The sequence below is a fragment of the Microcoleus sp. K4-B3 genome (assembly GCF_036704615.1).
GTDB lineage: Bacteria > Cyanobacteriota > Cyanobacteriia > Cyanobacteriales > Microcoleaceae > Microcoleus.
Genome location: NZ_JAUBSF010000008.1, coordinates 69040 through 91144 on the forward strand (window position 1 = coordinate 69040; position 22105 = coordinate 91144).

Consider the following 22105-nt stretch of genomic DNA (forward strand, 5'->3'; position numbering starts at 1 on the left):
CTTCTATCTGGCGGTGTACTCGTTACCAGGCTGGAGCCTGGTAATGCCGATCGGGAGGCTCTGCCTCCATTTTCCCAGGCGAGGCAGAGCCTCTGGATATGGATTCCCTGGCTGGAGCCTGGGAACCAGTCAATCGATTTTAGATTTTAGATTTTAGATTTTAGATTGACCCCACGGATAAATGCTCTTTCTTGAGGATTTTCGATTTTCGATTTTGGATTGATTTCACGGATAAATCACGTGGCGGGTACCACCTTTGAAATTCGCTTGTCAAAATGCCCGATGCCCGATGCCCAATTCCCCATGCCCAATGCCCAATTCCCCATGCCCAATGCCCAATGCCCAATTCCCAAGAGTACCTCATTTACCAGAGAAAGGCTGATAACTAATGAATCTCTCAGAACCGTTTATTCGCCGTCCAATTATGACCACCTTGGTGATGGCGGCAATTCTGATTTTTGGTTGGATGAGTTATCGCTTACTGCCGATTAGCGATTTGCCAAACGTCGATTATCCCACGATTCAAGTCAGCGCTTCCCGACCCGGCGCTAGCCCGGAAACGATGGCTGCATCGGTGGCGCGCCCGCTAGAAAAGCAATTTTCCAGCATTGCTGGACTCGATACGCTAACCTCAACCAGTACCAGCGGCAAAACTCAAATTACACTTCAGTTCAATCTCAGCCACAATATTGACGATGCGGCGCAAGATGTGGAATCGGCAATTTCCTCGGCCTCGGGCCAAATGCCCAACGATTTGCCAAATCCGCCTACCTACAGTAAAGTCAACCCCGCCGACGGGCCGATTCTTTACCTTTATCTCACTTCCCCAACACTTCCGCTTTCTGAGGTTGATAAATACGCACAAACCTATCTAGCGCAAAAACTCTCGACAATCGCCGGTGTGGCGCAAGTGCAGATTTACGGTTCTCAAAAGTATGCGGCTCGAATTCAACTCGATCCGCAGCAGTTAGCAACGCGGCAAATTGGCATCGATCAAGTGCAAACTGCGATCGAACAAGGAAACGTCAACTTACCCACAGGAAGCCTTTCCGGTAGCCATAAAAACTTTACGGTGCAAACCAACGGACAGCTTCAGGATGCAGCAGCATTCCGCCGTTTAATTGTGACGTATAAAAATGGACAGTCTATTTATCTCGAACAATTAGGACGAGTGGTTGACAGCGTAGAAAATACTCAACTTGCTAGTTGGTATAACAACGATCGCGCAATTATCCTCACGATTCAAAGACAGCCGGGCACGAATACTGTAGAAGTTGTAGAGACGATTCAAAAATTACTGCCCAACTTAAAAACTCAGATTCCGAGTTCGATCGAGCTTGGGGTTATGTACGATGCGTCTCAATCGATTCGCGATTCGGTTGAGGACGTTCGGTTTACCCTCGTTTTGACGATCGCCCTAGTCATCTTAGTAATCTTCTTATTTTTACGCAATCTTTCTGCAACAGTCATCCCTAGTTTAGCGCTGCCGGTTTCGCTGATCGCAACCTTTGGCGTCATGCACTTATTGGACTACTCGCTAGATAACTTGTCGATGATGGCACTGACGCTATCCGTCGGCTTTGTAGTCGATGATGCGATCGTCATGCTCGAAAACATCGTCCGCCACATAGAAGAAGGAGAAAGCCCGCGAGAAGCGGCGCTAAACGGGTCTAGGGAAATCGGCTTTACGATTTTATCGATGACGCTTTCCTTGGTAGCGGTGTTTATTCCGATGTTATTTATGAGCGAGTTGTTGGGGCGCTTGTTTCATGAATTTGCAGTGACGATTGCAGTTTCAATTTTGGTTTCAGGCTTTGTATCTTTGAGCCTGACACCGATGTTGTGCAGCCGTTTTTTGCGTCCGGTAAATCACGCCAATCAAAGCCGGCTTTATCGAGCTTCAGAGTATGTATTCGAGGTATTTTTGAGTTTGTACGATTGGAGCCTCAAGAAAGTTTTAAAATATCACCGCACCACGATGATTTTGTCATTCGCAATGGTGTTTGTCACAGTTGGACTATTTATCGCGGTTCCCAAAGGCTTTATTCCCAGCCAAGACACCGGACAAATCACGGGCATTACTCAAGCTGCACAAGATGCCTCTTTTGATGAATTAGTTCGCCACCAGCAAGCAGTTGTCAGCGCGATTCGCCAAGATCCAAATGTGGAAGCAGTTAACTCGAATATCGGGGCAGGAGCGAGTGCAAATGGCGGCGGGGCGGCAGTTGCCGGAAATTCGGGAAGCTTGTTTATTCGGCTGAAACCCCGATCGCAGCGGCAGATGGGAGCCGATGAAATTGTGCAGAATTTGCGATCGCAACTAGCAGAGATTCCCGGCATTCAAGTCTTCTTGCAAAATCCTCCGGCAATTCCGCTTGGCACTCAACAAAGCACTGGATTGTATCAACTCGCGCTGCAAAGTTCTGACGTAATTCCACTGCGGCAATACGTCCCGCAACTGGTTGACAAAATGAAAGCAATGCCAGAAATTCAGGATGTTAACAGCGATTTGCAGATGACTTCTCAAATCAAAATTGATATCGATCGTGACAAAGCCTCAGCATTAGGAATTACTGCCAGTCAAATTGAAAACACCCTGAGAAATGCTTACGGCGCTTACCAAGTTTCCACGATTTACGGTGCGAGCAACGAGTATCAAGTTATTTTGGAACTAGAACCAAAGTATCAAAAAGATCCCAATGCTTTGATGCAGCTTTACATCGCGACAACAAGCAGTAATTCGAGTGATGCTTCTGACGGTCAAACACAAGTACCGCTAGCAACGTTTGCCAAAATCACTCCGGGAACTGCACCGTTAATTGTCAACCACGTCGGGCGGATGAATGCTGCGACAATTTCCTACAACCTCGCTCCTGGGGTGGCGCTGGGAACGGCAAATAGTGCGATCGACAAAATCGTGAAATCGGTAATTCCTGACAGCATTTCTACCAATTATAAGGGTGCGAGCCAAGTATTTCAAAGTTCGCTGCCGAGTTTGGGTATCCTGTTGGCGATCGCAATTCTCGTCATCTATTTGATTCTCGGTATTTTGTACGAAGATTTCATCCATCCAATTACAATTCTGTCGGGATTGCCTTCGGCGGGATTTGGCGCATTATTAACGCTGATGTTGTTTGGCGTTGAACTCAACGTTTATTCATTCATCGGTATCATCTTGCTGGTAGGAATTGTTAAGAAAAACGGCATTATGATGGTGGATTTTGCGATCGAAGCCCAGCGCAACGACGGCAAAAAACCAGCGGAAGCAATCTATCAAGCCTGCTTAGTGCGCTTTCGACCGATTATGATGACCACAATGGCCGCACTAATGGGAACATTGCCGATCGCCCTAGGAGTTGGTGCGGGTTCGGAATCTCGCCGCCCGTTAGGAATTGCCGTTGTCGGCGGACTTTTGTTTTCACAAGTTTTGACACTGTATCTCACGCCCGTATTTTACATCTACATGGAATCGTGGCGGAAAAAGCTCAATGAGGTGAAGTTTCGGCAAGTTTTTTCGTTTAAATGAGGACGGTAAAATAACCGTTTTAAGAGGACACGGCAATGCCGTTTCCCTACCCCAAAATAATCGATTATCCTCGCGAGGAGGACACGGCAATGCCGTTTCCCTACCCCGATTAATTGTAGGGACACGGCAGTGCCGTGTCCTCACGGTTCGACATCTCACTACCAACCAAGTTTTATGAACCTTTCAGAAATTTTTATCCGCCGCCCCGTAATGACCGCACTGGTCACAATCGGCATTCTAATCTTCGGTTTGATGAGTTATTTCCTGCTACCAATTAGCGCCCTACCTCACGTTGAATATCCCTTTGTCAGCGTCTCCGCTAGCTTACCCGGTGCAACCCCCGAAACAATGTCATCCTCAGTCGCCGCACCGCTAGAAAGACAGTTCACTGAAATAGCTGGCCTCAATTCGTTTAACTCCACCAGTTCCACCGGTAGCGCGAACATTTCCTTACAATTCGACTTCAGCCGCAGTGTGAATTCTGCTGCTAAAGACGTACAAGCTGCGATCGCCGCCGCCGCAGGTTCATTGCCATCGGGAATGCCCAAACCGCCTACCTACCGCAAAGTTAACCCTTCAGTTGCGCCAGTTCTATACCTTTATTTGTACTCCAAAACCCTGCCAATAGCAGAAGTGGATGAAGCCGCAGAAGTGACGATCGCACAACCCATCTCAGCGATCGACGGCGTGGCGCAAGTTCAGGTTTACGGGCAGAAACAATATGCAGTGAGAATTCAACTCGATCCGCGAGAATTGACCTCCAGGGGAATCGGATTAGATCAAGTTAGAACCGCAGTTACGCAAGGAAATGTCAACTTGCCAACCGGAAGCCTTTCTGGCGATCGCAAAAGCTATTTAATTCAGGTAAACGGTCAATTAAATAATGCAGCCGAATATCGATCGCTGATCGTTGCTTACAAAAATGGCGCAGCAGTGAGGCTGCAAGATTTAGGAAACGTGATTGACGACGTGCAGAATAACAAAGTCTTGAATTTGTACACCGATAAAAACGTTACAAATCAACCTGCAATCTTGCTGGCAGTGCAGCCTCAACCCGATGGAAATACTGTCGAAATCGTCGATTCGATCGTGCAAATGTTACCCGCACTCAAACAACAAATTCCCCAATCGATCGAAATGGGAATTATGTACGATCGCTCTCAATCAATTCGGGCTTCTGTAGATGATGTGAAGTTCTCCTTAGTTTTGTCGGTGTGTCTGGTTGTCTTAGTAATTTTTCTATTTTTGCGGAACTTCACAGCGACGTTAATTCCGAGTTTAGCTTTGCCTGTGGCGATTGTCGGCACGTTTGCGGTGATGTATCAGTTGGGATACTCGTTAGATAACCTGTCTCTGATGGCGCTGACGCTTTCAGTGGGGTTTGTGGTGGATGATGCGATCGTGGTTCTCGAAAATATTGTTCGCCACCAAGAAATGGGAGAAGCACCGCTAGAAGCAGCATTAAAAGGGTCGAAAGAAATTGGTTTTACCATTGTTTCAATGACCCTTTCATTGGTCGCCGTATTTATTCCCATCATGTTTATGGGCGGGTTGATCGGTCGGTTATTCCACGAATTTGCTGTGACTATTTCTGTGGCAATTTTGGTATCGGGATTTGTTTCTCTGAGCCTCACGCCGATGTTGTGCAGTCGATTTCTCAAATCGTCCCACCAACACCAACAAAACCGCTTCTACCACCTTTCAGAGCGGGGATTCGAGCTGTTGCTGCAAGGATATGAATGGACGCTAAAACCAGTTTTGAAATACCGTTTCGTGACGCTGATTGGTTCTGTAATTCTGCTGGTGTTTACGGCTTATCTGTTCGTTCTGGTTCCAAAAGGCTTTATTCCGACTGAAGACACCGGACAACTGATGGCTAACACAAAAGGAGCGCAAGATATTTCGTTTGAAGATATGCTGCTTCACCAACAAAAAGTCGTTGATATCATTCGGAAAGATCCAAACATCGCAGCGTTGAACTCAACCGTAGGTGCGAGCGGCCCGAACGCATCCGCGAACAACGGACGCATCACAATTAGGCTCAAACCGCGATCGCAGCGCCGCCTCAGTGCCGACGAAATCATCCAACAACTCACTCCTAAGTTGCGCGGAATTCCCGGCATTCAAGCTTTTTTACGCTCTCCTGCTGCGATTCCGATCGGCGGTCAACAAACGAATTCACAATATCAGTTTACGGTGCAAAGTTTAGACTTGCAAGCGCTGCGTCAAGCGGTGCCGGAATTGTTAGCTAAAATCAAAACGCTACCGGGATTGCGCGGTGTGGATAGCGATTTGCAACTGAGCACGCCTCAGCTTCAAGTTAAAGTCGATCGCGACAAAGCCGCAACCGTCGGAGTTAGCGCTCAACAAGTGCAAAAAACCCTCAGCGCAGCTTACGGTTCTGGACAGGTTTCGACGATTTATACTCCGAACAATCAATTTACGGTTGTGTTAGAGCTCAAGCCTGAGTATCAGCGCGATCCGAGTGCTTTGTCGATGCTTTACGTGCGATCGAACACCGGACAAATGATATCGCTAAGTGCGATCGCAAATGTCACCCAAACAGTCGGCCCGCTAACCGTCAATCACCTAACTGGATTGCCCTCTGCTACAATCTCTTTTGATACTCTTCCAGGCACATCGCTGAGTCAAGCAACCGCAGCTATCGAGAAAGTTGCAAAGGATGTTTTGCCGCCGTCAGTGACAACAAGTTTCCAAGGTGCAGCACAGGTATTCAACCAATCTTTTAACGATCTAGGTTGGTTGTTGCTGGTTTCTATTCTGGTGATTTATTTAATTCTCGGCATTTTGTACGAGGATTTCATTCACCCGCTGACAATTTTGTCAGGTTTGCCGTCAGCCGGATTTGGTACACTGTTAACGCTGGTAATCTTTCAGGTTGAACTCAATCTCTATTCGTTTATCGGGATTATTCTGCTGGTGGGAATTGTCAAGAAAAACGGTATCATGCTGGTAGATTTTGCGATCGAGAAACAGCGCCAAGAAGGCAGAAGCGCGTTTGAGGCCATCTACGAAGCCTGCATCGTCCGCTTCCGTCCGATTATGATGACAACGATGGCGGCTTTAATTGGAACTTTGCCGATCGCCCTGGGAGTTGGTAGCGGTTCCGAATCGCGCCGCCCGTTGGGAATTGCGATCGTCGGTGGATTGCTGTTTTCGCAAGTTTTAACGCTGTATCTTACTCCGGTATTTTACACTTATATGGAAGCGTGGCGCAAACGGCTAGGTCAACCAAAAATGAAGCTGTCTGAATTTTTCTGGCGTCCGAAAACTCGACCTTCGAGCCGAAATTAAAACAGGTGTTTGTAGCGAGGACTTTAGTCCTTAGGTTTTATAGATAGACTTATTCTATTAAGTCCGATCGAACTTTCAAATGCTGCAATGACAAGTAATACCAAAAAGGGGGTAGTAAACCGGGATTTGATATTAGTCATTAGTTATGCGGCTAATTAACCAACTTTCAAACGATCGTTGACTTTCACTGCTGCGTCGGCCGGCTAGCAAACCTTCAACTCCAATATGTTCGTCTAAATCAACCCATTCAATGGCATAACCATCTCCAAGTAGCTGCCAATTATGTCTTTCCTCCGGGGAACCGTGCAACAAACGGGGATACCAAGCTAAGGGCACGCTCAAACTGCGACCATCAACTAAGTCCACAATTACTTTTTCATCTGTCACCGTGACTTTAATTACGAGGGGTTCTGTTTCAAGTACCAAAGTAGTCATTCGATTTTAGATTTTAGATTTTAGATTTTAGATTGACCCCACGGATAAATTCGGGGGCTTGAGGATTTTAGATTTTAGATTTTGGATTGATTCCACGGATAAATCCGGGGGCTTGTACCATCAACAAATTTTTGGTCATGCCGCCTCCAACAATATTTGTTCGTATTCCTCTACAAGACGAGCAATCTGGTTTAATTCATGCTCTTTGAAGCCTCGATTTTTTTCTAGAGATACAGGATTAATCCAAAATTTGGCAAGTTGCCGATCGCGCTTAACATGAATGTGGGCTGGTTCGCCTCGATCGGAACTAAAAAAGATGAAACTGTATGGTCCAACCTGAAGAACCGTAGGCATTAGCTGTTATCAGAGTTAATTTTCTCCTAAGTTTAACTTGCGATCGCTCTTAAATATTAGCTACTTTTCAAAATTAATAATCAGCGGGCGATCGCCTTTTTACATCTCTGCTTTGATTCGTGCGATCGCGGTCTTTTTTCCTGCCTTTTTTAATTTGCTGGCTCATCTCGACAAACAAATCCCTGCGTAAATAAGGATAGTCGCTCACCCACACGTCGCGGCTGGGAATATAAATATCTGAAACTTTGGCAATCCGGCCCAAATCTTCTTGATTTGACATGATTAACATTAAAGCAGCTTGGCCGGGGGCAATTCCTTGGTGGTTTTTCTGCAAGGGAGCTCGGAGTGTAGTAGTAAATCCCGTTTTGTCGCCAACTTCTAAATTAATTCGCGGTTCTAAGTTGTCAACAATTACGAGTTGTCCTTTTTGATTGACTGTTTCTTCTTGACTTGTGACTTCATCTGTGATGTAAATATCCAAAACTCGCCCTTGCCAAAAACCACAATATTGATATTTGCGGCATTCTGCATTCCGCAAGCTCGCCCACAAAATCGGCCCCCACAGCCAATACAAACCTGCAATCAATCCGGTAATCAAAACTAGCGGCCCGACATCGGAACCTGCGAAGTTGTAGAGGATAAGTAGGAAGACTACAGCTACCGCAGAGATTAACATTCTCCTCAAAAAATCGGGCGGTTTTCCCCAGATATATTTGTATTGCGCTCCCGTGGCGACGGCGGGAATTAGTTCTTGAAAGGTTTCGCGGGTTAAGGGAATTAGCATAAGAAGTTATTGGGCATGGGGAATTGGGCATGGGGCATGGGGCATGGGGCATGGGGAATTGGGCATGGGGCATGGGGCATAGGGCGTTAGTTATTGATTATTAGTGATTAGTGATTACAATACTTCGGACAGTTTTATATCTAATCGAGTGTCCGAAACCCAGACTGGCTATATGGTGGACTATTATTTCAAGGTTTAAGTCCAGCCCTAAGTTTCCTAAAATGCGTTAAAAATGGCAGGGCTTTCTCTGTAAGGCTTACAGGGCCGTTAAAAAACTGTCCGAAGTATTGTGATTAGTGATTAGTGATTAGTGATTAGTGATTAGTGATTGGTTATTTACTAGAAATTAGGGATTAGGAATTAACAACTAGCAATTCTCCATGTCCAATGCCCAATGCCCAATGCCCAATTCCCAATTCCCAATTCCCAATTACCTAGAGTATCTTTTCCAGGCCGTAAACGAGCGATCGCAGTTCAAGGACTTTGCGTATAGACAGCAACACTCCGGGCATATAACAAGCTCGATCGCTCGTATCATGTCGTAAAGTATAAACTTGACCGGGGCCTCCAAAAATTACCTCTTGGTGGGCAATTAAACCGGGTAAACGGATGCTGTGAATGCGAATCCCTTCATCGGCCACTGAACCCCGAGCTCCGGCTAATTTTTCGGTTTCCTCAACTTCTGGCAGATTGAAAGTTTTTCCCATTTCTGCTAACATTTGGGCAGTTTGAATCGCCGTGCCGCTGGGAGCGTCGGCTTTTTGATTGTGGTGCAGCTCGATAATTTCTACGTGTTCAAAATACTGAGATGCCGTGACGGCGGCTTGTTGGAGCAAAACCATGCCGATCGAGAAATTTGGTACAATCAAACAGCCAGTGCTGGCTTTATCAGCGAATTCAGCTAAGTTTTCAATTTGCTTGCTGCTCAATCCGGTAGTGCCGACTACGGGGCGAATCCCGTAAGCTATAGCCGATCGCACGTTTTCATAAACCGACTTCGGGTGCGTAAAATCTACCATTACCCCTAACTGCTTTTCCTGAGCTGCTAATACCAGCATTCCTTGCAAGTCGTCAGTGATGGGAACTTCTAACGGGCCGCATCCGGCTAATTCCCCGGCATCGGCGTTGAGGCACTCAGGAGAGCGGTCTACAGCCCCAAATAAGGTCATGTCACTAGCATGGGCGATCGCCTTAATTACTTCACGGCCCATTTTGCCTGCGGCACCGTTAACAATCACCGGAATCGGAAGTTGATTCGCCATAATCTCAAAAATATCCAGAAAGTTTGATCGACTAAATTTTAACGCTTGTGGGAATTTGGGGAAACAAGGAATGAAAGACAGAATTTGTCGGCAAATCTTCTGAAACCCGGTTCCCATCCGAGAAATACTTTGCCAAATCGAGTTATTAGCTTAAAGAAACTCGGTTGTGGCACAAGTTCTGAAAAAATTATATTCAATCTCATATTAAGCCCAATTCTGTAAGAACAGACTTGGGCAAAGCTAATTTGCACCGACATATTTTTTTTGTGACTGCCAACTTCTCTCGGAATCTTCGATTTGTAATGTCTGTCGCAACTGGCTTCGACCTGAGTTCTCAAAACCGACGGGTCAGGATTTTGCCTGCAATGCTGGCGGGCGCGACAGTAACGCTGCTAAATATGGGAGTTAGGCAGTTGGGAGGCCTGCAAAGTTGGGAATTGGGGAGTTTTGACTCGTTAGTGCGCTTGCAGCTAGATTCCGGCCCCGATCCGCGGCTGCTGGTAGTGGCAATTTCTGAGGCCGATATTCAAGCTTTGGGGAGATTTCCGATTTCCGACAAGGCGATCGCTCAAACCTTGACAAAACTGCAAAAGTATCAGCCAAAAGTCATCGGTTTGGATTTGTACCGGGATTTGCCTCAAGCCCCGGGACACCAAGAATTGCTGGCTCAATTGAAAGCATCAAATGTGGTGGCGATCGCCAAATTGAGCGATTCAGAAAGTCCAGGAGTGCCGGCGCCTCCGGGGATACCGCCCAATCGGGTTGGTTTTAACGACTTCGTGCTCGATGCTGACGGCGTTGTGCGCCGCAATTTACTTTTCGTCTCCCAAGCAGAGAAGAATACTGCTTTCTCGTTTTCAATGCAAGTGGCTTTGTTGTATCTCAAAGACAGACTGCTGCCGAAAAATAGCCCTATTAATCCCAAGCAAATCAACTGGGGCAAAGCAGAATTTGTGCCTTTAACTTCTGACAGCGGTGGCTATGCAAATATTGACGCCAGAGGCTACCAAATTCTGCTCAAATACCGTTCTGGCAATCATGTGGCGCGACAAGTCAGTATCAGGCAGGTGTTGAACGGAGAAGTTGACCCGAGTTGGATAAGGGACAAGATTGTGTTGATCGGGACGACGGCACCGAGTACCAGAGATTTGTTTTTGACGCCCTACAGCCCGGTTAAAAAGCAAAGTCCGAAAATGCCGGGGGTGCTGGTGCACGCGCAAATGCTCAGCCAAATATTGAGTGCGGTTTTGGATGGACGATCGCTGTTTTGGGTGTGGCCGGAATGGGCGGAAATTTTGTGGAACGGTGCTTGGGCGATGGTTGGCGGGGTTGTGGCTTGGCGGATTCAGCACCCTGCGAGGGCGGGATTAGTTGGCGGTGCGGCGTTGATGGGTCTGTTGGGGATTGGTTTTGGGATTTTTACTGGAGGTGGGTGGGTGCCGCTGGTGTCGCCGGCTTTGGGTTTGGTGTTGACTGGTGGGGGCGTCAGCGCTTACAGGAAGCTTTACGATGCTTTTCACGATTCTCTGACGGGTTTGCCCAACCGGGATTTGTTCGTGGATTGCCTGGGGCGGGCGATCGCCAATACTAGGGGCCGCCGCAGCTATCTGTTTGCGGTGCTGTTTTTGGATTTAGACAGGTTTAAGGTGATTAATGATTCTTTGGGTCATTTGGCGGGGGACGAACTGCTGATGTCGGTAGTGCAGCGGTTGAGGGCAAGTATTGGCTCCGGGGATACTGTGGCGCGGGTGGGGGGTGACGATTTTGCGATTTTGGTGAGGAATGTTGATGTTGGCAGTGCGGTGGATTTGGCCGATCGCATTCACCAAGCTTTAATTGTGCCTTTTGATTTGAAGGGGCAGGAGGTGTTTGTGACGGCGAGCATCGGGATTGCGCTGGGGGGCGAACCCGCTGCTACTGCGAGCGAACAGCCGGAACACTTGCTGAGGGACGCCCACACGGCGATGTACCGGGCGAAGGCTTTGGGAACGGGAAGGTATCAGGTGTTTAATGCTTCGATGCACGCTTTGGCAGTGGAGAGGTTGCAGTTGGAGACGGATTTGCGGATGGCTCTCAAGCGTCGGGAGTTTTTGCTGCACTACCAGCCTTTTGTATCTTTGGCAAGCGGGAGGATTATTGGGTTTGAGGCTTTGGTACGCTGGCAACACCCGCTGCGCGGTTTGATTTCGCCGATAAAGTTTATTCCGGTGGCTGAGGAAACGGGGGCAATTGTGCCGCTGGGCGAGTGGGTACTGGAGGAGGCTTGCCGGCAGTTGCGGCTGTGGGAGGAAATGTTTGATTTTGATCCGCCTTTGATTATGAGTGTAAATTTATCTGGGAAGCAGTTTGCTCAGCCGGATTTAGTCGATCGCCTGAAGGCTATTTTGGTGGCAACGGGTATGAGTGCCGAGAGTTTGAAGTTGGAGATTACTGAGAGTGTGGTGATGGATGATGTGGAGTCGGCGATCGCGGTTTTGAAGCAGATGAAAGCGTTAAATGTCAAGTTGGGAATTGATGATTTTGGCACTGGTTATTCGTCGTTGAGTTATTTGAGTCGGTTTCCTACGGATACTTTGAAGGTTGATAAGTCGTTTGTGGGGCGGATGGAGATCGAAAGCGAGGGGGAGAATGTGGCGATCGTGCGGACGATTGTGGCGCTGGCTCACGCTTTGCGTATGGATGTGATTGCTGAGGGTGTGGAGACGGCGGCACAATTAGCTAGGTTGAGGTCGATCGGCTGCGAATACGGTCAGGGTTATTTTTTTGCTAAGCCGTTACCGAGCGAGGCTGCGACTGCTTTGATGGCTTCTGAGCCGCAGTGGTAGTCGTTAGTTATGAGTTATTGTACGTTAGAGCTAAAATTGAAAGTCGATCGGGTTCCCAAAACAGATCTTTAATCTGTTGGATGCTAAAATAAGTGTTATGTAAACAAACATGAAGCTGAAAGAACTTGTCAGCCATCTCGTTATCGATACTCGAAAATTAACAGAGTATGCTCTTAATTTAGATAATCCAGTCGGTAGCGATAAAGCTGTAATATTTCAGCGGCGTTTAGGATTTAGCCAAGAAAACTATGAATTGCTGTTAGCACAGATTTCAGCTAAAACTCTTGATGCTGAAGCAGTTTTAGGACTAAATGACAAACACGGACAGCGCTATACTGTAGACTTAGAAATTGTGGGCGCACAGGGACAGCAGGGGATTGTCCGTACAGGTTGGATCGTAGAACCGGGTAGTAATTGGGCGAGACTGGTAACACTATTCGTTCGGAGGTAAGCACGATCGTGCCAGAATTATTTGATGTAGTCGAATTGCTAGTAACATTGCCTGAATCTAATTTACACCTGGGTGTTAGAGGGGCAATTGTAGATTGTTATGATGATGGAACATACGAGGTAGAATTTAGCGATGGCTGTGGCGAAACGATAGCTTTGTGTACTCTGTCTACCGAGCAGTTTTTAGTTGTTTGGAAGTCGAAAGAAAGGCGGTGGTTGTCTGTATCTGAGCTATTAGCTGGGATGGTTGAACGTTTGTCGGATGAACGTCAGCAACAAATTTTAGAGTTTGCGCGTTCTGTGTCTCAGAAATAGTCTGTTTTTGGCGGGGTTTTGAGAGGAATCAGAGAAACTCTGTACTTGGATTTCAAGGCTGCAGATCGACTGTTGTCCGCTTGTATGTCACAATAAACAAGCAATTATTATATTTTGAGTTATCCTGTGAGTCCTACTGCCGAAGTCAGCAATACCCTAAATGCGGGCGCTTTACCAACCGTTACCGCTACCGCAGCCCGCCGCGCTGTTTTTCCCTTCACTGCGATTGTTGGCCAGGAGGAGATGAAACTGGCGCTGCTGTTGAATGTCATCGATCCCAAAATTGGCGGGGTGATGATTATGGGCGATCGAGGTACTGGTAAATCTACCACAATCCGCGCCCTCACTGATTTGCTGCCGGAAATTGAGGTGGTGGCTGACGATCCTTTTAACAGTCATCCCACCGATCCGGATTTGATGAGTGATGAGGTGCGCGATCGCACTTTATCTCAAACTGAGATTAAAATCGCCCGCAAAAAAGTCCAAATGGTAGATTTACCCTTGGGCGCGACCGAAGACCGAGTTTGCGGTACGATCGACATTGAGAAAGCTTTGTCGGAAGGAGTTAAAGCTTTTGAACCAGGCCTTTTAGCTAAAGCCAACCGCGGCATTCTTTACGTCGATGAAGTCAATTTGCTCGACGATCATTTAGTCGATGTTTTGCTCGACTCGGCCGCCAGCGGTTGGAATACTGTTGAAAGAGAAGGCATTTCTATCCGCCACCCGGCTAAGTTTATTTTAATCGGTTCCGGGAATCCAGAAGAAGGAGAATTGCGGCCGCAGTTGCTCGACAGATTCGGGATGCACGCAGAAATTCGGACTGTAAAAGACCCGAATTTAAGAGTGGAAATTGTCGAACAGCGATCGAGTTTTGACCAAAATCCGCCGGAGTTTCTCGCGAAATATCAGCACGAACAAGATGATATGCAGCAGAAGTTGGTGGAGGCTCAGGAAAGGTTGAAATCGGTAACTATCGATCGAGATTTGCGAGTAAAAATCTCCCAAGTTTGCGCGGAATTGGACGTAGACGGGCTGCGGGGCGATTTGGTGACAAATCGGGCTGCGAAAGCTTTCACGGCTTTGGAATGCCGCACAGAGGTGACTGTGGACGATATTCGCCGGGTGATGACTCTGTGTTTGCGGCACAGGTTGCGGAAAGACCCGCTAGAATCAATAGATTCGGGGTATAAAGTGACCAAAGTGTTCGATCGGGTATTCGGCCTAGAAACAACTGAGGGGTAATTGGTAATTGGTAATTGGTAATGGGTAATTGGTGGTGATGAAACCTTCCCAAAATTTCATACCTAATTCCCCGTTTCCAATTACTAATTCTGGCAATGGAAAAACGAATTTTAGGATTAGATCCGGGCTTAGCAAATCTCGGCTACGGGGCAATTTCCTGTCAAATTGTCCCCGGCAAACAAGATAAAAACAGCGTTTCCCTGATTGATTGCGGCGTCATACAAACAACGCCAAAACAGGAAATGGGACAGCGGTTGAAAACAATTTACGACGATTTGCACGAGGTAATTGAACAGATTAAACCCGATCTAGCAATTGCCGAAAAACTGTTCTTTTACAAGATGGGAAATACGATACTTGTAGCCCAAGCGCGGGGCGTTTTGACGCTAGTATTGGCGCAGTGTGGAGTGCCGCTGTTCGAGTTTACGCCGGCTCAAATTAAGCAAGCTTTGACCGGCCGCGGTAATGCGGATAAATCTGAAGTGCAAGAGGCCGTGGCGCGGGAGTTAGAGTTGGGTTACATTCCGAAACCCGACGATGCGGCGGATGCTTTGGCAGTGGCTTTGACTGGTTGGTACGATGATGATATTTGTCCGAAGAAAATACAGTTGGAAACAGGAAAAATTTGATACAATATCAAATCATCGGCAAATTAAGCACAAATCCGGGCAAGACATCTTCTCCCGATAAACTCACAGGAAATTGTACAATCTCTACTTCGCGAGAATGGCGATAAATTTCTACTTGTTGGTCTTGTGGATTAATCAGCCAACCCAAGCGTAAACCGCTGTTTAGATACTCCTGCATTTTCTCCTGAAGGGGTCGCAACGGGTCTGTGCGCGATCGCAATTCTATGACAAAATCAGGACAAATCGGCGGAAATTTCTCTTGTTGTTCTTCTGTTAAAGCCAACCATCTTTCCAAGCTAACCCAAGCCGCATCAGGTGATCGATCGCCATTATTAGGCAAGCGAAAAATTGTGGAAGAACTAAACACTCTCCCTAGCTGCGTTTGACGGTTCCACAAGCCCAACTCTGTAATTAAATAGGCTTCTCGATTGCCGCTGACTCCGCCTACGGGTGACATAATAATGATTTCTCCTTTAGGTGTCCGTTCAAATTGCCAATCTCGATTCATTTGGCATAAACGGTAAAACTGTTCATCTGTTAGTTCAACAGTATCTAAGTTTAAAGTAACGGTTGTCATTTTTCCTAACTCCCTAGAAATATGAGTCCTACTAACCTATTTTAGCGCCGCTTTTTGTCAATTTTAACATCCCTCCTCATAGCTCTGACTTAAGCTTTAATACGGGGTTCAAGCCCCAGCCCGACTATTACGAAGTGCAAAATATCCGTGGAAAAGGTAATTAAGTTCGATCGCCCAATTCCCACGTAAATCAAAAAAATGCTATAATAGCAACTTTAATTGCTAAACTTATCCCGCAAGCAGAGAAAACAGGAAAATAATATGGTGATTATTACCTCACAACAAATTGCCCAATTTCGCTCGCAATTAGCGGAATATCCCGAAGCCCTAAAAGCCCTAGACGCAATCGAAGATTGCGAAGGTAATATCGAAGATGCAGCGATATCTCTAGCAATTCAAGCCGGACAAGAACCGAATATATCAGAAAATTGGTTAGACGGATTGGCCAAAAGATGCCGCGTTGCTATTTGCAAATCAGAGGTTAAAGAAGAGTTGACAAACGGAGAATTGAATGCTGCTTTTAGAGATTTAGTTGCAGCAAAAACTTGCCCGGAGATTTTGGTGACTTCGGTGATTATTTATGTATTTAAAACTGGGGTGAATGAGTTTTGTGAACCTCTAGAATATAAACTGTAAAGCCATCGCTACATTTAAAAAGTAGGTGAGGCGAAGCTATCCCGAAGGGTAGGGAATCGCCCTCATTTCTCAAAACATGATACAACGAGGCGATCGCAATTCTTGTCTACCCCTGTGCACTGCTGTACCCAGCCGGCACCAAATCCGGCGACAAACCCAAAGATTTCCCCAGCAAACGAGCAAGTTGCACTAAAAAATTAGCAGTATCTTCGTCACCTTCGCGGGCCATTGAAGCCGATATCTGGATTAGCATTTGCACAAATCCCGCATCAATTAAATCGGAACAGGAACTCAAAACCTCTGGTTCTTGGCCGTTGGGACAGGTAAGCACTCGCTCGATTAAGTTCAAATAAGCCTCTTGGCGTTCTGGATTCATTTTGGGAGGATCTGTACAGTAAATAATTTATTATTACGTTTAACTCAGTCCTGTCAATCAGGCGATCGAATATGCGATCCCCATCTTTCCTCTAGAAACTCCATTCAGTCGGGAATAGACAGAAGCTTAAAGAAAATCTTAAGTTTCTCCATGCTAGTTTAGTCGAGGTAAGGTGGGCCTCGGCGCACGCTAGGATTGAAGGTAAGGTGCGCCCATAAACACCCTACGATTCAAAGGAATTAAGAATATACAAAATGAAAATAGGAATATTTTTAGGCAATCTAGGAAATCCCGCTATCTACTATCCCAAACTAGCCAAAATCACCGGCGGAGTCACAGCCAGTATTTTTCTGTGCCAATTATTGCAATGGCAAGCACAACATTCTTACTCCGGCGAATGGGTGAAAACTAACACCACAGAAATAGAAAAAGCCACGGGTTTAAATCAGGAAGAACAGGAATTAGCGAGACAGCAACTCAAAGTGCGATCGCTCCTCAAAGAAAAATTAACAAATCCCAACTCCGACAGCCTAGAACTTTGGGCGGATATTGACACTTTTGAGGAAAAACTTAATAATTTTTGGATAGCCAATCCTGGCGAGATTATAACACAGACAAGCCTCGAAAACAACAATCACCCTGTAGAAATATTCCCCGAAACTTCACCCCCAGATCGTGCAGTTAAAACCGACAAATATTTCGGGCAACCCCGCCAGCAAATAGCCGTTGCTGTCACCCCAAATTACCGATTTAGCGGCCCTTGGAACTCCCAAGAACAACTGCACAACTTTCAGCGAGCTTTAGAAGAATACGCAAAAGAACACAGCTTAGGATTCGGTCATCCTTCGGGATGGGCATTTAAAATTATTGACGGTATGACAAAAGGCTTAACCTCGACTTTTTGGGAGGAATTTGTCGCCGGAATCCCTTTAGGAGAAAGTCAGAAAGTTAAGCGAGATTGGGAAATCGAGCCGGAAGTGCCTTATCCGGCCTTTGAAGAAGAGCGAATTCAGTATTACGTCCACAAAGGAGAACCGCTAGAAGCAGCAGTCTCCAGAGCTCGTGCTGACTTGAGAAATCCGGTTTTGGGGAAAGATTTGTGGGAGGGATTTTTGCGAAAGTGCGATCGCATTGCTGATGATGCACTCAAAGCCAAAAGCCAAGGCGTTGACACACCATATCTGCCCTCTTCCTTCAACGAAAAACCGCAAATTACCAAGGATAGCGTGATGCGGAAATTAGGGGCGATCGCGCCTCAATGGGCATTAAATCAATCGAGATATGAAACAATTTATGAACCGCCAAAACTCGAACAAAAAGAGCTGCAAACCGCCGCCGAAATCCCCAGTATTTCCTCTTTGCAAAAAGCTTACCAAACTCCTCTCGGTCGAAGTCTAGTAGAAAAACAAATCGCTGCAAACCCAGAATGGGGCTATGAAATAGTTGACGGTGAGATAGTCGAATCAATCCCTTTTTGAAGAGGCGGATATGAAACGAATTAGCGATATCAATCCGCTGGGAGAAGAGCGACCAAACCCTTCTGAGGAAGAGAGAGAAAAACTGCGGCGGGAAAGGTTGCAGCGAGAAAGAGATGAAGGATATCAAAAGTTAGTTGAACTCTGCAATTTAGGCGAATATGATATGGCCCAGCAGTTGGCAAATCGACAGTTTAATTGGGGTTATGAAATAGTTGATGGGATTGTGATGCAAAGGATAGATTAGATATTACCCAAAGTCAGGACACGGCAGTGCCGTTTCCCTACAATTAATCCCGCGATGGTTACATCAGAAAAGGAAGATTGATGATTATGGGGTAGGGACACGGCACTGCCGTGTCCTCCTTATCATTCCGGTACTTGTGCTACTTATCATTCCGGTACTTGTGCTACTTATCATTCCGGTACTTGTGCTACTAGACTACCGCAATCTCTATGTTAGAATTCTAACTAAAACTTAAATAACTATCAAACTATGACAACTATTAACGCCAAAAATCTAACGTTATCAGAAGTACACCGTCTGTTCGGCTTTCAAAAACAGTACACTAATTCATTTACCTCTCTGTTATTCCTTGAAGATATCACAGAACACGAACAGCAAGAACTTATACAAATTAGGGATGACTTCGATGACTACATTTCAACGGATCGAGTTTCTGAAGGACTGGTAAAAGCTCTGACTACCTTTCCCCTAATGCGATTGGCTGGCTTCTACCGCCACCCGATTAAAATTAGTTTAGAACAAGACATAGCCGAAATTAGCATTGAAGATGAAGATACTATCATTAAAGGACGGTTTGATATCTTAGCTGTCAACAGGATAAAACCCATCAGAAGCGATACATATTTTTGGGTTTTGGTCATTGAAAGTAAAAATTGTGGAATCAACGCATTGATGGGTTTATCCCAATTGCTAACCTATGCTTATCAAAATTTAAAATATCAGGACACAATCTGGGGCTTGACAACAAACGGAATGCACTATCAGTTCGTCAATATTCAGGGGGGCAATAACCCAACCTATCAGTTAATGCCTTTGCTAAACCTGATGGAGTCCGACTCTTCAATTTTGTTGCTGCAAGTGTTAAAAGCTATTTGTAAACTATAAAAAAAAGAGGCAGAGAAAATTCCCCACCTCTAATCTGCAATGACTGTTAACCTAAAAGTTAGATTAGCCAGCCAATACTTTTTAGTAGCCTCTGGTGTTAGGCTTGTGGACGATGAAGCTCAGCACTTGGCACTGCTTCACGTTGTCAAAACCCATGACGCGGATGTAGCACGTCGGATTTTCTTGGCGGCAAGATTGAATTTCAGACATGATTTCTTGGACGCTGCGAGCACCAAACAAAGGCAACTTCCACAAAGTCCAGTAGCGCATTTCAGCAGCAGAGGTTTCGTTGAATTCTACGCCGGGAATGTAGCCTTGATCCAGGATGTACTGGAGTTGCTTGGCAATTTGCGCGTCTGTCAGCGGGGGCAAATATGACAGAGTTTCGTAACGACGCTCTTTAGGTAAAGTCTTCATTTTTTGTATCTCTAAGGTGTGTGTTCGATCGCACTTGTCGATCGATTAACTCGACAAATTATCCAGATTCGGTTCAGAATCTATTGAGGATGTTTCAGGATTACTGCTAGAAACAGACCAATTAAGTTGCGTAGTTCGCTCTAAATGCTGGCGTCTGTGTTCCATATTCGCCTGTTGAATGCCAGTAGAAACCATTTCTGGCAAATATTCTGTCACATCGTGAGCCAGATACTCTCGCACAGTCATGATCCGAAATCCTAAATCTTGATTTTCCCTCAGCAACTCTTGAATGTAAGCTTCTCCATCTTGGATTTTGCCCTTCGTGGAAAAGTCGTTCAACCAGATTGCCAAAGGAGGATTGGTTTCGCTCAACTGAGCGACCACAATCCGCACGGATTGATAGGTTAGGTAACTTGCCAGCACCTTAGCGGTGTCTTTCGCAACTTGTTTGAGATCCATTTTTGACCCCAGCTCCCTCAAATTTTAGATTTTGGATTTTAGATTTTGGATGCAAACTTACAAGTAAATCTTCTTCAAAGATAAAGACTTCCCAGCAAGTTTGCGACCTAAAACCTAAAATCTCAAACCCAAAATCATCAAACGGTATCCATTGCCTCGAACTCAAACTTGATTTCTTTCCAGAGTTCGCAAGCAACAGCCAATTCAGGGCTCCACTTACAAGCTTCGCGAATAATGTCTCCGCCTTCGCGCATCAAGTTGCGGCCTTCGTTACGAGCTTGGACGCAAGCTTCCAAAGCAACGCGGTTAGCAGTTGCACCAGGTGCGTTGCCCCAAGGGTGGCCCAAGGTGCCGCCGCCGAACTGCAAGCAGGAGTCGTCGCCGAAGATTTCCACCAAAGCCGGCATGTGCCAGATGTGGATACCACCAGAAGCAACCGGCATGACACCGGGCATGGAGGCCCAATCTTGGGTGAAGTAAATACCGCGGCTGCGGTCTTCTTCGATGTGGTCTTCGCGCATCAAGTCTACGAAGCCCATCGTGATGCCTTTTTCGCCTTCGAGTTTGCCCACAACTGTACCGGAGTGCAGGTGGTCGCCGCCGGACATCCGCAAGCACTTGGCAAGCACGCGGAAGTGGATACCGTGGTTTTTCTGACGGTCGATAACTGCGTGCATGGCGCGGTGAATGTGCAGCAAAATACCGTTGCGGCGGCACCATTTAGCCAAGGTGGTGTTTGCAGTGAAACCACCGGTCAGGTAGTCGTGCATGATGATGGGGGTTTTGATTTCCTTAGCGAACTCAGCCCGCTCCATCATTTCTTCGCAGGTGGGGGCGGTTACGTTGAGGTAGTGACCCTTGACTTCGCCGGTTTCAGCTTGGGCTTTTTCAATAGCTTCTTGAACGAACAAGAAACGATCGCGCCAGCGCATGAACGGTTGCGAGTTGATGTTTTCGTCGTCTTTGGTGAAGTCCAAACCGCCGCGCAGAACTTCGTAAACGGCACGGCCGTAGTTCTTAGCAGACAGACCCAATTTGGGCTTAATTGTACAACCCAGCAAAGGACGGCCGTACTTGTTCAATTTGTCCCGCTCAACGGTAATACCGTGAGGAGGGCCTTGGAAGGTTTTCAGGTAAGCAATGGGAATCCGCAAGTCTTCCAACCGCAGAGCGCGCAGAGCTTTGAAACCGAACACGTTACCGACCAAAGAGGTCAGCAAGTTGGTGACGGAACCTTCTTCAAACAAATCCAAAGGATAAGCAATGAAGCAGATGTACTGGTTGTCTTCACCGGGAACTGGTTCGATGTCGTAGCAGCGACCTTTGTAGCGGTCGAGGTCGGTCAGGAGGTCAGTCCAAACAGTCGTCCATGTACCTGTAGAAGATTCAGCAGCCACAGCAGCTCCAGCTTCTTCTGGGGGAACTCCAGGCTGCGGTGTGACGCGGAAAGCAGCCAAAATATCTGTATCTTTCGGCGTGTAGTCCGGCGTGTAATACGTTAGTTTATAGTCTTGAACTCCGGCTTTATACCCAGCCTTTGATTGAGTTTGGGTTTGCGCGTAAGCCATATCTCGCTTCCTAGTATTCGCTTAATTTTTTTGCCCGATCGCAGGCTGTTAAAAATATATCAATAAAGTGGCGCTCTGGAATTTTAATATTCTTTTAATCATCATAAGTATTATTTATTTTGCTTTACATTAGGAAAATATTTGTAACATATCTTATAAAATGTAAGCGACCAAGGATGCAGGAGGAAAGGCTGGGGATCGCAGAGCCGGAAGAGGAATTTCGCTCGATCGAAATATATTGTGCAGCGAGCCGAACAGCGGATAAATACGGTTTATGTAAAGAATTTAATACTTAAAAATCAGAATTGGTAATGGGTAATGGGCCAGC

The 22105-nt window shown here is 46.4% G+C and carries 20 protein-coding genes; 11 read left to right on the plus strand and 9 right to left on the minus strand.

The features are described from left to right. Positions 1-388 precede the first annotated feature (388 nt). Both QUA78_RS06410 and QUA78_RS06415 read left to right on the plus strand, forming a co-directional pair. Positions 389-3526, plus strand: coding sequence for an efflux RND transporter permease subunit (locus QUA78_RS06410; RefSeq protein ID WP_333302612.1), 3138 nt, complete (start codon positions 389-391; stop codon positions 3524-3526). 174 nt (positions 3527-3700) lie between these two features. Beyond that, entirely contained in the window at positions 3701-6841 is a 3141-nt protein-coding gene (locus tag QUA78_RS06415; RefSeq protein ID WP_333302610.1) for an efflux RND transporter permease subunit, read from the plus strand. A gap of 132 nt (positions 6842-6973) precedes the next feature. Here the strand turns inward: QUA78_RS06415 and QUA78_RS06420 are convergent, their stop codons facing one another. The 4 genes from QUA78_RS06420 to dapB form a co-directional block, all read right to left on the minus strand. Continuing rightward, the gene (locus QUA78_RS06420; RefSeq protein ID WP_333302609.1) at positions 6974-7276 is read right to left on the minus strand and encodes a DUF2442 domain-containing protein; all 303 of its coding nucleotides are present in this window, start codon (positions 7274-7276) and stop codon (positions 6974-6976) included. A gap of 135 nt (positions 7277-7411) precedes the next feature. Then, positions 7412-7630 carry a DUF4160 domain-containing protein gene (locus tag QUA78_RS06425; protein ID WP_333302607.1) on the minus strand — a complete coding sequence of 73 codons (219 nt, stop codon included), beginning with the start codon at positions 7628-7630 and terminating at the stop codon, positions 7412-7414. A 73-nt stretch (positions 7631-7703) separates the two neighbouring features. Continuing rightward, a complete protein-coding gene (locus QUA78_RS06430; RefSeq protein ID WP_333302606.1) occupies positions 7704-8414 on the minus strand; it encodes a phosphate ABC transporter permease in 711 nt (236 codons plus the stop codon). A gap of 434 nt (positions 8415-8848) precedes the next feature. Next, positions 8849-9676 carry a 4-hydroxy-tetrahydrodipicolinate reductase gene (gene dapB, locus QUA78_RS06435; protein ID WP_333302604.1) on the minus strand — a complete coding sequence of 276 codons (828 nt, stop codon included), beginning with the start codon at positions 9674-9676 and terminating at the stop codon, positions 8849-8851. A gap of 302 nt (positions 9677-9978) precedes the next feature. Between dapB and QUA78_RS06440 the strand changes: the two genes are divergently transcribed. The 5 genes from QUA78_RS06440 to ruvC all read left to right on the plus strand — a co-directional run bounded on the left by QUA78_RS06440 (position 9979) and on the right by ruvC (position 15137). Next, positions 9979-12501, plus strand: coding sequence for an EAL domain-containing protein (locus QUA78_RS06440; RefSeq protein ID WP_333302602.1), 2523 nt, complete (start codon positions 9979-9981; stop codon positions 12499-12501). A 109-nt stretch (positions 12502-12610) separates the two neighbouring features. Then, positions 12611-12952 (plus strand): DUF6883 domain-containing protein, encoded by a 342-nt coding sequence (locus tag QUA78_RS06445; RefSeq protein WP_333302601.1) that lies wholly within the window; start codon positions 12611-12613, stop codon positions 12950-12952. Between the two features lie 8 nt (positions 12953-12960). Continuing rightward, positions 12961-13266 (plus strand): DUF4926 domain-containing protein, encoded by a 306-nt coding sequence (locus QUA78_RS06450; protein ID WP_333302599.1) that lies wholly within the window; start codon positions 12961-12963, stop codon positions 13264-13266. 126 nt (positions 13267-13392) lie between these two features. Then, the gene (bchI, locus tag QUA78_RS06455; RefSeq protein WP_333302597.1) at positions 13393-14508 is read left to right on the plus strand and encodes a magnesium chelatase ATPase subunit I; all 1116 of its coding nucleotides are present in this window, start codon (positions 13393-13395) and stop codon (positions 14506-14508) included. Between the two features lie 95 nt (positions 14509-14603). Then, positions 14604-15137, plus strand: a complete 534-nt coding sequence (ruvC, locus tag QUA78_RS06460) for a crossover junction endodeoxyribonuclease RuvC (RefSeq protein WP_172187982.1) — start codon at positions 14604-14606, stop codon at positions 15135-15137. Between the two features lie 7 nt (positions 15138-15144). Here ruvC and QUA78_RS06465 read toward each other — a convergent pair whose 3' ends face one another. After that, positions 15145-15714 (minus strand): Uma2 family endonuclease, encoded by a 570-nt coding sequence (locus QUA78_RS06465; protein WP_333302595.1) that lies wholly within the window; start codon positions 15712-15714, stop codon positions 15145-15147. Positions 15715-15975: 261 nt separating this feature from the next. Between QUA78_RS06465 and QUA78_RS06470 the strand changes: the two genes are divergently transcribed. Then, positions 15976-16350, plus strand: a complete 375-nt coding sequence (locus QUA78_RS06470) for a hypothetical protein (protein WP_333302594.1) — start codon at positions 15976-15978, stop codon at positions 16348-16350. 106 nt (positions 16351-16456) lie between these two features. Here the strand turns inward: QUA78_RS06470 and QUA78_RS06475 are convergent, their stop codons facing one another. Continuing rightward, the gene (locus QUA78_RS06475) at positions 16457-16726 is read right to left on the minus strand and encodes a hypothetical protein (protein WP_172187985.1); all 270 of its coding nucleotides are present in this window, start codon (positions 16724-16726) and stop codon (positions 16457-16459) included. Positions 16727-16980: 254 nt separating this feature from the next. Here QUA78_RS06475 and QUA78_RS06480 point away from each other — a divergent pair, with 254 nt between their 5' ends. From QUA78_RS06480 to QUA78_RS06490, 3 genes are all read left to right on the plus strand, one after another. After that, entirely contained in the window at positions 16981-18204 is a 1224-nt protein-coding gene (locus QUA78_RS06480) for a hypothetical protein (RefSeq protein WP_333302592.1), read from the plus strand. Between the two features lie 10 nt (positions 18205-18214). After that, a complete protein-coding gene (locus QUA78_RS06485) occupies positions 18215-18448 on the plus strand; it encodes a hypothetical protein (protein ID WP_333302590.1) in 234 nt (77 codons plus the stop codon). A gap of 249 nt (positions 18449-18697) precedes the next feature. Next, the gene (locus QUA78_RS06490; RefSeq protein WP_333302588.1) at positions 18698-19333 is read left to right on the plus strand and encodes a restriction endonuclease subunit R; all 636 of its coding nucleotides are present in this window, start codon (positions 18698-18700) and stop codon (positions 19331-19333) included. 81 nt (positions 19334-19414) lie between these two features. On the opposite strand, the gene QUA78_RS06495 is transcribed toward QUA78_RS06490, so the two are convergent. The 3 genes from QUA78_RS06495 to QUA78_RS06505 form a co-directional block, all read right to left on the minus strand. Beyond that, positions 19415-19750: a ribulose bisphosphate carboxylase small subunit gene (locus QUA78_RS06495; protein WP_333302587.1), complete on the minus strand. Its 336-nt coding sequence runs from the start codon at positions 19748-19750 to the stop codon at positions 19415-19417. 45 nt (positions 19751-19795) lie between these two features. Then, positions 19796-20209 (minus strand): RuBisCO chaperone RbcX, encoded by a 414-nt coding sequence (gene rcbX, locus QUA78_RS06500; RefSeq protein WP_333302585.1) that lies wholly within the window; start codon positions 20207-20209, stop codon positions 19796-19798. A gap of 137 nt (positions 20210-20346) precedes the next feature. Beyond that, the gene (locus tag QUA78_RS06505) at positions 20347-21777 is read right to left on the minus strand and encodes a form I ribulose bisphosphate carboxylase large subunit (RefSeq protein WP_333228667.1); all 1431 of its coding nucleotides are present in this window, start codon (positions 21775-21777) and stop codon (positions 20347-20349) included. Between the last annotated feature and the right edge of the window lie 328 nt (positions 21778-22105).